This is a genomic window from Mesorhizobium sp. 43Arga, from assembly GCF_053714255.1.
Map to the genome: position 1 here is coordinate 1,158,269 of NZ_JBSKBO010000002.1, position 12,186 is coordinate 1,170,454.

Consider the following 12,186-nt stretch of genomic DNA (forward strand, 5'->3'; position numbering starts at 1 on the left):
ATCAGACCAGCACCAGCCCCTGCCGCATCGCAATCGCGATGGCGTCGGTGCGGTTGGCCGCCCCCAGCTTGATCAGGATCGCGGCGACATGGAACTTCGCCGTGTGCACGGAAATATTGAGCCGCCGCGCGATCACCTTGTTGGGCGCGCCTTCGGCCAGCAACGCCAGCACTTCGGCCTCGCGCGGCGAAAGTGCCGGGCGAACGGTGTGGTCATCGACCGGTTCATCCTCGAACGCCGCGCCCTCGCCCGCGTGGAAATCCTCATGACGTCCGTGGCCGCCCTCCCCCGTGACGCGATAGCCGGCCGCCGCCAGCCGAGCCGCAGCGGCGATCAGCAGATCGTCCGCGCCCACCGGCATGACCGCAAACACCTCGCCGGCGGGCCGCTCGCCGCCGGTGCGTCCTGACAGCAGCACGCGCGGTATGGAGGACGGCACCGCATCCCCGCTCCTGCCATCGATGATGGCGACATCGGCCCCGCCGCCGGCCGCCACCGGCAGCAGGTCATCGCTGGCGGCAAACGAGGCGGCCAGGCGCTCGGCGCGCGCGGCATCGCCAAGCGCAATCAGCACCACCAGCCGCCGCGAAGCGGCACTGTTGCTCACGATCCGGTCGCCGGCGAGCGTTTCCATCAATCCTCTCAGCTCAGCGGCTTTTCGCCGATGGTCAATGTCACATCGCGCTGCTCACCGCCACGCACCACGCCAAGCGTCACGGAAGCGCCGGCGCTGTCGGGGCCGAGCCTGCGGATCAGGTCGCGCGGGCCATGCACGGCCTCGCCGTTCCACGCCACGATGATATCGCCCAGCGACAGGCCGGCGGCCTTGGCCGGACCGGTGTCGTCGAGGCTCATCACCATCGCGCCATGCGCGTCGCGGTCGCGCACCGGATGCAGGCCGGCGCCGAGATAGCCGCGCGCGACATGGCCCTTTTCACGCAATGTCGCCACCGCCCGCTCGATCGTCTCATAGGGCATGACCAGCGCACGGCCGCGCGGCCCGAACAACAGCATGCCGATCAGCGCGCCCTTGGCGTCCAGCACCGGGCCGCCCTCGAAGCGGCCGCCGGCGCCGACGGCCAGATGGATGCGCCGGTCGATCGTGCCGCCGCGCATCGAGCGCCAGGCTGGACCGACTTCGCCGACCGAGCCCGAAACCGCCAGCGCCGAGCCCTGGCTGTTGCCGATGGCGATGGCGATATTGCCAGGCCGAACGGCATCGGCCCTGGCAAGGACAGGCACGCCGGCCGCATCAGCGGGCTTCAACAGGGCGACGCCCGTCGAAGGGTCGCGGCCAACGAGTTCGGCTTTCGCCGTCCCGCCCGAAGCCAGCGTCAGCTCGATCTCCTCGCCGGCCTCGACCGCCTCCTCGGCGGTGACGAAATAGCCGTCGCTCCAGTGGAAGGCGCTTGCCGTGCGATGGTGATGGGTAGCGAAGCTCGCCATGGCCGGCGCCGCCTCGGCGGCCAGGTCGGCAACGGCTTGCGAAAACGCATTCAGATTGAAATCACTCATGGATGTCTCCTGGGGTTCGTCATGTCCCAGATATCGCCCGACGGCGCCCCTGGAGGTACTCGCCTGACGGCTAGTTGGCGGTTTGACTGGCCATCTGGTCAGGTCGCGGCGGTTCCGGCCGCTCCGCACATATAGTGCGTGCCGCCCAAAAGTGCTCAGCGGTTTTGGGATAACGACACGCATAAGGAAATAGTCATCCTTACGCCTGAAAACACGGAGCCCTTCCATGGCCCTCGCCGCCGCCAAATTCCAATCTGACGAGACGTTGCTCGATGCCTATTCGACCACGGTTGCCGACGCCGTCGACCGCATCGGTCCGGCCGTCTGCCGCATCGAGCGCGTTGGCGGCCAGGGTGGACATGGTTCGGGCTTCGTCATCGCGCCGGACGGGCTGGTGGTCACCAATTTTCATGTCGTCGGCGATGCCAGGACGGTGCGCGTCTCGATGCCGGACGGCGCTTCAAGCGAGGGCCACGTGCTCGGCCGAGATCCCGACACCGACATCGCGCTAGTACGCGCCGATGGCAGCTTCACTGACGTGGCGCCGCTCGGCGATTCCAAGCGGCTGCGGCGCGGCCAGATCGCCATCGCCATCGGCAATCCGCTCGGCTTCGAATGGACGGTTACATCAGGTGTCGTCTCGGCGCTCGGCCGCTCGATGCGCGCTTCGACCGGCCGGCTGATCGACGACGTCATCCAGACCGACGCCGCGCTCAACCCCGGCAATTCCGGGGGGCCGCTGGTGTCGTCGGCCGGCGAGGTCATCGGCGTCAACACCGCCATGATCCACGGCGCGCAAGGCATTGCCTTCGCGGTCGCCTCCAACACCGCCAATTTCGTCATCTCGGAGATCATCCGCTTTGGGCGCGTGCGGCGCGCCTTCATCGGCGTCTCGGCCGACACAACCAATCTGCCGCGCCGCGCGGCGCTGTTGTCGCAAGTGTCGACCAGCACGGCCGTGCGGCTGCGCAGCGTCGAAAAGAATGGCCCGGCCGCCAAGGCGGGCCTCAGGGAAGGCGACATCATCGCCGCAATAGACGGGCGCCCGGTCACCGGCGTCGACGACCTCGTACGCATGCTTGACGCCGAGCGCATCGGCCGCGAGACGCTGTGCACGGTGGTGCGCCGCACCGGCGTCAGCCAGGTGGCGGTGACGCCGGTGGCAAGGACGAGTTGATCGGCACGGTTCCCGAAAAAGGCCCGGCGTAGCGCCGGGCCGCGCCCTAGAGCAATTCCAGGAAAAGTGTGAGCGGTTTTCCGTCCGGAATTGCGTCAAAACAAAGAGTTAGAGCATTTCGCCGTTTCCGTGAAACGGTGAAATGCTCTAGTCTATCTGCAGCCCCTGATTGCCCAGACGCATCTTCAGCAAGGTCACCAGGCTTGCCTGCATGCTGTCGTTGCCCTGGATACGGGCGGTTTGCTCCCGCTCGCGAAGCGCGACACGCATGGCGTGAAATCCGAGCGCGCGGTAGGCTTCCATCTGCTCTTCCGAAAAGAACTGGTCGCTGGTCGGCTCATTCGGGAAGAGCGGGTAGCGGCGCTCATAGTCGAGGACATAATCGGGCTCGTCGCCGGTGACCGACGCCTTGACATAGAGGAGGATGCCTTCGACCGGATCATTCTCGTAGAGGATCTTGCCCACCGCGAAATGGCGCAGATGCAGCGGCGAGTCCGGCGGGATAACCTTGGTCCGGTTGGCGTCGCGCGCCAGCGCCGCATCCCTGACCGGCCGCCAGTCGAGCGAGATACGCACGCCGAGATCGATCCGCGCGAAGCGCTGGACATCGGTGAAAGCGCCGAAATTCATGCCGGCATCGGCTTCGGCGTCGACCACGATGATCAGCTTGCACCTGCGTTTGAGCAGCTGATAGAGGCCGATATTGTCGATATGGCCGCCGTCGGTGATGTACACGCGCGAACTGTCCGACCTCAGTTGCCCCGTGGCCTCTGCCAGCAGATATAGCCGCAATATGTCCTCCCAACTGCGCCGGGGAGGATCCTCTTCCGTCGCGGACCGGGCCGGTCTGGCGCGCTCCTCTTCAAGCGCGACCCCACTCGGATTGGGAAGCCAGAACCCCAGCCGCAGGTTGAGCAGTGCCAGTGTCGGCCCGAGCAGGCCGAGACTGATGCGACCCATGCTCGAGGAAATGGCGGCGCCCGAAATCGCTGCCGCCGCCGCAAGATCCAGTTGCCCTTCTTGCTCGGCCATCGCGGCGGAGGGCGCATAGCCGGTTGATTCACTGCCGACGAAATGTTTTGAAAACAGAAAGAATTCGGCGTTGCGTCCCCGCTTGCTTGGGTCATTGGCCTCCAGGATGGCAGCTGGCCGCGCAGGAGACTGGCGGCGGCCTGACAGAATGATGTCCGGCCCGCCCCACCAGGCGCGCAGCCTTATGGCTGCGGCAATCCTGGCTCCCAGCCAGCGAATGGCGCCGATGATGAAAGACTTTCTCGGAGGGTCGGCGGCCTGCCTGGCGCGGCGGACATTCAATGTGCCGTTTATCAGGAGATAGGGCGCCTTCACGCCGATGTCCTTCAACGCGATGTCAGCCTGTCCCTCACTGCCGCCAAGACGAAAAGCCCAGCGGAGCCGGTCGCGGTAGAGACGATGCAGGCCGTTGGCATTCTCGGTGAAATTGAAGGCCACGATTATGACGATGGCGGTTATCGCCAGATAGTTGAGCAGAACCGTGAATTCGTCCGGGTGCCAGACACCTTTCGCCATCCTCGCGGCAACAGCGAAAACGACTGAACTCGCCAGGACCAGCAACACCTTGATGACCACCGACCCGCTATAATCATGCACCATTGCGGCAAAGAAGCTGCTGAGCCGGCCTGGCGCCAGATCGTCGGCAAGGTAGCGAACCGCGAAGGTTCGACCCGCCAGGAACAGCGCCACGCCAAGGACAAGCAGGGTGAACAGGAGATGGCTGTTGGCGGTCAGCCAGGCTGGGCCATAGGCATAGCCGGTGGCACGGCCAAACAGCCAGGACACATTGAAGCCCAAGCATCTGATCGGGGATATCTTGATGCCCCAGACGGTGATCAGCAGAAAGAAGCCATAGATCAGCAGAGGCAAGGCAAGACCGAGCGCCAGAAATGCCGCCCGCGCTAGGTAGCCACGGATCTGGTGTCCAATCTTCGGTGAATTGAGAGCTTTCTGCAGCCAGGAAATCAACATGCCCCGGAAAGCCGCGGTGGCAGTTACGACAGCAGCGGCAGCTGTGATCAGCGCCTTGAGCGTTTCCAGTGTCGTTTGCCTATGGCCGAATCTCGGCGAGGTCACCTCGATCAGCCACAGGATGATCTTGGGTTGAACTTCGATCAGGAACAGGCCGGCTGTGACCAGCAGCAGGGTGCGACCATCCTTGGCCCAGAGGCTGTCCTGCTCCAGATGTTCGCCTTTGCGTGCGGTGGCGTAGCTGTCGGAATAAGACCGCCGCAGCCCCCAGGCAACCAGCCAGACGGCGAAAACCACCAGGGCCGACCGGGAGAGCACGAAAGGATCGGCGACCATCGATCGCACGCTGGCTGCCCACCCCGTCTCGCCCCAATCGTCCCCAAAGATCCAGTTGGCGACGTCGAGAACGATGCTGTGCCGGAGATGGTCGGTGGTCGGGTTCGTCAGGATGACGAATGTCGCCAGCGGCAGAAGCAACGTCAGCAGCAGCAGGAAATTCACCATCCAGCCCCGCATCAGGATGCCGACCGAAAGCGTGATGTCGCCGAAGCCGCGCGGCGCCAGGAAACGGCTGTTGTCACGGATGTGGCCGACGAGCTTGTTGTCATGCACGTCAAGCACGTTCTCGCCCGAGGCGAAGGGAAAATCGAGCGCCTTGTCCTCGCCCTTCTTCGCTTGCGCCAGTTCCTGGCGCGTCATGTCGGCGACCATTGCCGATCCGATATAGCCGCCCCCGGATACGGTCGACAGATAGTCGATCCTGGGTGTGAGCTTGTACTGGTCGAGCGCCTGCAGCGCGCCGAGGCAGAACGAAGCCGATCTTATGCCGCCACCGGAAAGCGCGAGGCCGAACAGCCAGGCCGGATCACGCTTGGGAACGGAATCGGGTTTGCCGCCGCTGGCATCGTTCGAAACCTTTACGCCCAGCCTTTTGCGGCGATCGATGATCGAGCGATACTCCGACCGCAGAACCGCCTTGAAATCCTCGGCCATGGCCTCCCCCGACGCCACCATTATTAAAACAATACAACAACCAAAGAAGTTTTTCCGCAAGGATTATTGACGTTGGATAATGTTGAACCGGCGCGGCAACATTCGCGATTTGAAATTCGCCAGCAATTATAATGATATCCATCGCTCTGCTTCGCGGATGCGGGAGACGCTATGTGCTGAACTTGCCTGTGACCAGCGATGGCGAGCGAGACGACGGTACCGACAGGCGGCAGCGGTTTCGCCACAACCCCTGCCGACGCCGGCTGGCAAGGACCAGCCTCAACTCCCCGCCGCACCCTGCGCGTACTGCGCCAGAAACGCCTCGCTGGGCGGTATAGGCTTGATGACGTCGATCAGCACCCCATAGGGGTCCCTGGTGATGAAATGGCGCTGGCCGAAGGGCTCATCGCGCAGCGTTCGCAGGATCGGCAGGCCGGCAGCGAGGATCCGCTCATGGACCGCATCGGGGTCGCGGACCTCGAAATTGATCAGCAACCCCGAGGTGCGCCCCCGCCCCTCCTCGGGAATCGTCTCGTGGTCGCCCTGGACGATGCCGAGATTGACGCGTTTGTTGTCCACAGATCGCAGGTGCACATACCAGTCGCTTTCGAAAAGCGGCCGGAAGCCGAAATGCTCGATATAGAAGGCGGCCGTCCCGGCGACGTCGCCGGTCATCAGCACGGGGTAATAGCTCGTGGTCTTCATCTTTCCTTCTCCCTGGACATAACATACAGTCTGTATGTAAATCAAATTAAACATACAGGCTGCATGTATGCAACAGGAATCCGCGCGGCGCTCCAACCGCGACCGCACCGAGGCGACGCGAGCCGATTTGATCGCGGCGGCGCGAAAGCTGTTCACGGAAAAATCCTATGCCGAGACCGGCACGCCGGAGATCGTCACCGCGGCCGGCGTGACGCGCGGCGCGCTCTACCATCACTTCGCCGACAAACAGGCACTGTTTGCCGCCGTGGTCGAGCAGGAGGCGCAAGCGGTAGCGCAAGAGATCGGGCGCGCTTCGCCGCTCGACGCCCGCGATGCGCTCATCGCCGGCTCGGACGCCTATCTCGCCGCCATGCGCGCGCCCGGCCGCACGCGGCTGTTGCTGCTTGATGGCCCCGCCGTGCTTGGTCGTACCGCCATGGACGCTATCGACAACCGCCACGGCAACCGCTCGCTGCGCGAGGGCCTGGTCGCGGCGATGCGGGCCAACACGATGACGAGACTGCCGGTGGATGCACTGACCGCGCTGCTCGCCTCCGCCTTCGACCGCGCCGCACTGGCCATCGAGGCCGGCGCGTCGGCGCAGGATTACCGCGCCGTGCTCATGGCGCTGATCGATGGTTTGTCTCCGGCTCGTCCTCAGGCACCTCGCCCGGCTCGAACTCGTTGAAACAGCCGAGCCCACGCTTGAACCGGTCGATCAGCCAGGCCGCCGCCGGCTTCGGGGTACTGTCGTTACGATACATGGCAAACATCGGCGAGCGCACCTCGCTGAAGGGTTCGAGGTCGAGTTCCACCAGGCGGCCAGTGGCCAGGTCGTCGGCGACAAGCCAGCGCGGCAGCCCGCCCCAACCCAGCCCCTCGCGCATCAGAATATGTTTGGTGCGCACATCCGTCAGCCGCCAGGTGCGGTAGGCGAAAACGCCGAAGTCGCGTCCCTTGGTGCGTTCGGACTGGTCGGTGACGACAAGCTGGGTGTGTTCGCGCGCGTCCTCGATCGCCACCGGCTTCGGCAGCAGCGCCAGCGGATGGGTGGGCGCGGCAGCGAGCACGATCGACATGAAGCCGATGCGCACAAGATGAATGTCGTGGACTTCGCCCAGCAGGCCACCAATGCCAAGATCGGCATGGCCGCTGACGACATGGTCGGGGATCAGGCCAAGCGTGCCGATATGCAGCCGCAGCATCACGGTCGGAAACTGCGCCTCAAACGCCTTCAGCACCCGCACCAGCACCGGCGAGGGCAGCGCTGAATCGACCGACAGTGCGACCTCGGCCTCCAGCCCCTGATGGTGGCCGTCGACGCGCGAGCGCATGCGCTGCAGCACGCCGATCATGCGCCTTGCATCCTCCAGCATCGCTCGGCCGATCTCGGTCAGCTGCGGCTCGCGCGTACCCTCGCGTTCGAACAGCTTCAACCCCAGCTGCGCCTCGAGATTGGCGATGCCGTAACTGATGACGGATTGCGCCCGGTTGAGCTTGCGGCCGGCGGCCGAGAAACTCCCGCTGTCGGCGACGGCGACGAATATCTGAAGCTGGTCGAGTGTCGGATTGGCCTGCATAACCATATCCATTTTATAGATGGATCGTATAGAAAATATACCAGTTTATCTGATGGATCGATAGACCCATATGTGGCGGGACAATTCATCCACTGGAGAACCCGCTATGTCCATTCTTCTCATTACCTCGAGCCCGCGCGGCGCTGCCTCGCACTCGACCCGCATCGCCACCGAATTCGCCGAAAAGCTCCTCGCCGCCGATCCGTCGAACACGCTTGTCGTGCGCGACCTCGTCGCCAACCCGCTGCCGCATATCGATGCCGACTATTCGACCGGCATCTACACGCCGGCCGAAGCGCGCACTCCGCGCCAGGCTGAAGTCGTCGGCGTCTCCGACGTCGTTCTCGACGAATTGTTCGCCGCCGACACGGTGATCCTCGCCACCGGCTTCATCAACTTCAACATCTCCTCGACGCTGAAGTCCTGGGTCGACCACATCGCCCGCTCCGGCCGCAGCTTTGCCTATGGCGAGAACGGCCCCAAGGGCCTCGTCACCGGCAAGAAGGTCTATATCGTGCTGGCTTCGGGCGGCATCTATTCGGAAGGTGCGGCCGTGCAGTTCGATCACGCCATTCCCTATCTGCGCGGCGTGCTCGGCTTCCTCGGCATGACCGATGTCGATGTCATCCGCATCGAAGGCGTCGGCATGGGCCCTGACGCGGTCACCGCGGCGCTCGCCAAGGCGACCGCCAAGGTCGACGCCGTGGTCGCCAGCCAGCAGGCCGCCGCTGCCGCGTAAGGCGCCTCACTCATCTGAACTTGAAAGGCAGGCGTTCGCGCCTGCCTTTCTTGTTTAGCCAATGAAGTGCCTGAGCAACCCCGCCGAAGCGATGCCGATCAGCACGGTCGGCAGCATGGAAAGCCGCGTCGCGGCGGCGAAGGTGATGGCCAGCGCCAGAAGGTCGGCGGGATTGCGCGACACGAAGGCCGGCGCGATGACCGAGATCAGCACGCAACCGGGTGCTGCCTCCATCACCGCGGTCGCACGCGCGCTGAGCACGCGATTGCGTAGCACGGCATAGCCGCCGATCCGGGTGAGGTAGGTGACGCCGGCCATCAGCACGATGGTGAGAAGGCTTGTCAAGTCGATCATGCGTCACCTGCCATCAGCCAGGCGGCAAGCAGCCCCGACACCGCGCCCGCCGCGACATACCAGGCGCCGGGAACGAAGAGATAGACAAGGGCCGCGACGACCAGGCTGACCAGCCAGGGCCGCGCAGCCGCCACGCTTTTCCACATGCCGCGCATCAGCACCAGGAAGACGGCCGGAAACGCCATGTCGAAACCATAGGTCTCGACATGGCCGAGCATCGGGCCGAGCAAGGCGCCGAGCGTGGTGAAGGAAGCCCAGGTCAGGTACATCGCCAGGGCCGCGCCCATATAATAGCGCGGGCTGAAGGCCGGCGTGATGGCCGCCGCCGCACGCTGTTTGGCATCGGCCAGGCCCAGCGCCCAGCTTTCGTCACACAGGAAGAACAGCGCTGGAAACGCCTTGCGCCGCGGCAGGTCGCGCAGGAACGGCGCGAGTGCTGCTCCCATCAGCAGGTGACGGCTGTTGACCAGGAAGGTGATGGCGACGATGAGCAGGATATGCGGCGGCGACGTCCACAACTGGATCGCCGCGAATTCCGAGCCGCCGGCGAAGTTCAGCCCCGTCATCATGGACAGTTCGAGCGTGCTCAACCCTTTCTGGGTCGCCTGGGCGCCAAGCACCAGCGCGTAGGGGATGGTGCCGAGCAGCACCGGCGCGCAGGATGCCACGCCCCGGCGGAACTCGGATCCCGAGCCATCGCCCGCCGCTTCGACCGTCTGTTGTGAAATGCTCATGCTCTGCCGTCGGCCGGCCTCGCGGCCGCCGCTTCCCTGCGTTTTGAACTCTCGTGATACCGGCGGCAAACATAACCCCGGCTCTCCGCAATTTGGTTGCAAAGATTGTTGCAATTCGCCAGCTTTTGGCACTGTATGTCACATACTATCAAAAATATGGAATTCAGCACCATGAAACTCGATGACATCGACAGGCGCATCATGCGGGCGCTGCAGCGCAACGGCCGCATGGCAAACAACGACCTGGCCAGCGAGGTCGGCCTGTCGCCCTCGCCTTGCCTGCGGCGTGTGAAGCTGCTGGAGGAGGCCGGCGTCATCGACCGCTATGTCGCCGTGCTCAACCCGGCCAGCATCGACAAGGGCCTCACCTTCTTCACCCGCATCTGGCTGAAGACGCAGGACGAGGATACGGTCCAGCACTTCGCCACCGAAGTGGCCAAGCTGCCGCAGGTCATGGAATGCTATCTGATGCTCGGCGACTGCGATGCCCTGGTGCGCGTGGTGGCTGCCGACGTCAACGACTATCGCCGCTTCCAGTCGGAGCATCTGAGCCGCATCAAGGGCGTCCAGAACGTCAAGACCGACGTTCCCAGCTGGACGATCAAATACACCTCGGAACTGCCGATCTGACTGGCGCCACGGAGTGGCCCGGACACCTAGAGCAGGGTCGGTCCAGACTGGATAAAAAATGCAACCGGATTGTAGGATCGGTTTCGGTGCCATCGTCCTTCGGACGCAAGCAGCGCGCAGCGCTGCCCTCTGGCATGGGAGATTTGCATGAACCTTTCCTATCGTTGGGTCATCGTCGCCACTGGTGCGCTGATGTCCTGTGTCGCCATCGGCACGATGTTCTCGCTGGCGATTTTCCTTGAACCGATGGCGCTCGACACGCAGTGGTCGCGCGCCGGTATTTCGAGCGCCATGACGCTCAACTTCCTGGTCATGGGCCTCGGCGGCTTTGCCTGGGGCGCGCTGTCCGACCGCTTCGGCGCCCGCATCGTCGTGGCGATCGGCGCCGTGCTGCTCGGCCTGGCACTCGTGGTGGCGAGCCGCGCCGGCTCGCTGCTGACTTTCCAGATCAGCTATGGCGTGCTCGTCGGGCTTGCCGCCAGCGCCTTCTTCGCGCCGATGATCGCGCTGACCACGGCCTGGTTCGATACCAACCGCAGCCTTGCGGTTTCGCTGGTCTCGGCCGGCATGGGCGTCGCCCCGATGACGATCTCGCCCTTCGCCCGCTGGCTGATCTCGGCCTATGAATGGCGCACCGCCATGTTCGATATCGGCATCATGGCCTGGGTGCTGTTGCTGCCGGCGGTGCTTTTGGTGCGCCAGCCGCCAAAGCCCGCCGTGGCGGGCGGAGCGTCCGCACCGGTTGCCGAAGGCATCGGCATGAGTGTGGCCCAGGCGCTGCGTTCGCCGCAGTTCATCGTGCTGGGGCTGACCTTTTTCACCTGCTGCGCGGCCCATTCCGGGCCGATCTTCCACATGGTCAGCTACGCCATGCTGTGCGGTGTCGCCCCCATGGCGGCGGTCACGATCTACAGCGTCGAGGGTCTCGCCGGCTTGGGCGGCAGGCTTCTCTACGGCGTGCTGGCCGACCGGCTCGGCGTCAAGCCGGTGCTGATCACCGGCCTGTTGATCCAGGCGGTCGTCATTGCCGCCTATCTCTCGGTCAGCCAGCTCGACCAGTTCTATGTGCTGGCCGTCATCTTCGGCGCCACCTATGGCGGCGTCATGCCGCTCTACGCGGTGCTGGCGCGCGAATATTTCGGCCAGCGCATCCTCGGCGCCGTGTTCGGCGCCGCCACCATGGCGTCCAGCCTCGGCATGGCCTTCGGACCGCTTGCCGGCGGCATGGTGTTCGACGCCTATGCCAGCTACCACTGGCTGTTCATCGGCTCGGCCCTTATCGGCCTGGGTGCCGTGGGCATAGCGATCGCCTTCCCGCCGCTGCCGCGAAGCGAATTGCAGGCGGCCTGAAGCGGATGGACGGGCGCTGGTGATAACCCATCGGCGCCCGCCCTTGTCGAAGTTCAATGCCCGAACCAGCGGGCCTTGCGGCTGGAGCCGAAATTCACCTTGTCGACCCGCAAAGCCTCCGACGGTTCCGAGGCGGGCGAGATCGAGCAGGTCAACCGCCGGCTCGATGAGGCTGAGCGGGTCGCCGGCATGTGGAACGGCGGCCCCTGGGTGGCGGCCGTCTGGGAAGCGCGCGGCGTTCAGCGCCGGGCCGAGCGCAACAAAACCCGGGCCGTGGCCGCCTTCGAGGAAGCAGCCACACGCTTCGCCGCGCTTGGCAGGCCGATCGACGAAGTGCGCTGTCGCGCACGGATGGCAGATCTGGACTAGCATCGCCCTTTATCGCGAGCACAGCTTAAACGAATA

13 protein-coding genes are annotated in these 12,186 nt (G+C 64.6%); 6 read left to right on the plus strand and 7 right to left on the minus strand.

What is annotated here, in order from left to right:
* Position 1: 1 nt before the first annotated feature.
* Together ACWGS8_RS12200 and ACWGS8_RS12205 are read right to left on the minus strand one after the other, a co-directional pair.
* Entirely contained in the window at positions 2-634 is a 633-nt protein-coding gene (locus ACWGS8_RS12200) for a response regulator transcription factor (RefSeq protein WP_454581154.1), read from the minus strand.
* Between the two features lie 8 nt (positions 635-642).
* Positions 643-1,515 (minus strand): S1C family serine protease, encoded by an 873-nt coding sequence (locus tag ACWGS8_RS12205; protein ID WP_454581155.1) that lies wholly within the window; start codon positions 1,513-1,515, stop codon positions 643-645.
* Between the two features lie 226 nt (positions 1,516-1,741).
* Between ACWGS8_RS12205 and ACWGS8_RS12210 the strand changes: the two genes are divergently transcribed.
* Positions 1,742-2,692, plus strand: a complete 951-nt coding sequence (locus ACWGS8_RS12210; protein ID WP_454581156.1) for a S1C family serine protease — start codon at positions 1,742-1,744, stop codon at positions 2,690-2,692.
* 147 nt (positions 2,693-2,839) lie between these two features.
* On the opposite strand, the gene ACWGS8_RS12215 is transcribed toward ACWGS8_RS12210, so the two are convergent.
* Together ACWGS8_RS12215 and ACWGS8_RS12220 are read right to left on the minus strand one after the other, a co-directional pair.
* On the minus strand, positions 2,840-5,689 hold the full coding sequence (locus ACWGS8_RS12215; protein WP_454581157.1) for a patatin-like phospholipase family protein: 2,850 nt from the start codon (positions 5,687-5,689) through the stop codon (positions 2,840-2,842).
* Positions 5,690-5,968: 279 nt separating this feature from the next.
* Positions 5,969-6,394, minus strand: coding sequence for a VOC family protein (locus ACWGS8_RS12220; protein WP_454581158.1), 426 nt, complete (start codon positions 6,392-6,394; stop codon positions 5,969-5,971).
* A gap of 67 nt (positions 6,395-6,461) precedes the next feature.
* On the opposite strand from ACWGS8_RS12220, the gene ACWGS8_RS12225 reads away from it, so the two are divergent.
* Positions 6,462-7,082, plus strand: coding sequence for a TetR/AcrR family transcriptional regulator (locus ACWGS8_RS12225; RefSeq protein WP_454581159.1), 621 nt, complete (start codon positions 6,462-6,464; stop codon positions 7,080-7,082).
* Here the strand turns inward: ACWGS8_RS12225 and ACWGS8_RS12230 are convergent.
* On the minus strand, positions 7,015-7,974 hold the full coding sequence (locus ACWGS8_RS12230; RefSeq protein ID WP_454581279.1) for a LysR family transcriptional regulator: 960 nt from the start codon (positions 7,972-7,974) through the stop codon (positions 7,015-7,017). The two genes, ACWGS8_RS12225 and ACWGS8_RS12230, sit on opposite strands and share 68 nt — an antisense overlap.
* Positions 7,975-8,080: 106 nt before the next feature.
* On the opposite strand from ACWGS8_RS12230, the gene ACWGS8_RS12235 reads away from it, so the two are divergent.
* Positions 8,081-8,713: an FMN-dependent NADH-azoreductase gene (locus ACWGS8_RS12235; RefSeq protein WP_454581160.1), complete on the plus strand. Its 633-nt coding sequence runs from the start codon at positions 8,081-8,083 to the stop codon at positions 8,711-8,713.
* 54 nt (positions 8,714-8,767) lie between these two features.
* Here ACWGS8_RS12235 and ACWGS8_RS12240 read toward each other — a convergent pair whose 3' ends face one another.
* Both ACWGS8_RS12240 and ACWGS8_RS12245 read right to left on the minus strand, forming a co-directional pair.
* Positions 8,768-9,067 carry an AzlD family protein gene (locus ACWGS8_RS12240; protein ID WP_454581161.1) on the minus strand — a complete coding sequence of 100 codons (300 nt, stop codon included), beginning with the start codon at positions 9,065-9,067 and terminating at the stop codon, positions 8,768-8,770.
* Positions 9,064-9,801 (minus strand): AzlC family ABC transporter permease, encoded by a 738-nt coding sequence (locus ACWGS8_RS12245; protein ID WP_454581162.1) that lies wholly within the window; start codon positions 9,799-9,801, stop codon positions 9,064-9,066. The genes ACWGS8_RS12240 and ACWGS8_RS12245 overlap by 4 nt, the downstream gene beginning before the upstream one ends.
* A 171-nt stretch (positions 9,802-9,972) precedes the next feature.
* On the opposite strand from ACWGS8_RS12245, the gene ACWGS8_RS12250 reads away from it, so the two are divergent.
* The 3 genes from ACWGS8_RS12250 to ACWGS8_RS12260 all read left to right on the plus strand — a co-directional run bounded on the left by ACWGS8_RS12250 (position 9,973) and on the right by ACWGS8_RS12260 (position 12,150).
* Positions 9,973-10,431, plus strand: a complete 459-nt coding sequence (locus ACWGS8_RS12250) for an Lrp/AsnC family transcriptional regulator (protein WP_454581163.1) — start codon at positions 9,973-9,975, stop codon at positions 10,429-10,431.
* 147 nt (positions 10,432-10,578) lie between these two features.
* A complete protein-coding gene (locus ACWGS8_RS12255; protein WP_454581164.1) occupies positions 10,579-11,781 on the plus strand; it encodes an MFS transporter in 1,203 nt (400 codons plus the stop codon).
* Between the two features lie 99 nt (positions 11,782-11,880).
* Positions 11,881-12,150 carry a hypothetical protein gene (locus ACWGS8_RS12260; RefSeq protein ID WP_454581165.1) on the plus strand — a complete coding sequence of 90 codons (270 nt, stop codon included), beginning with the start codon at positions 11,881-11,883 and terminating at the stop codon, positions 12,148-12,150.
* Positions 12,151-12,186 lie beyond the last annotated feature (36 nt).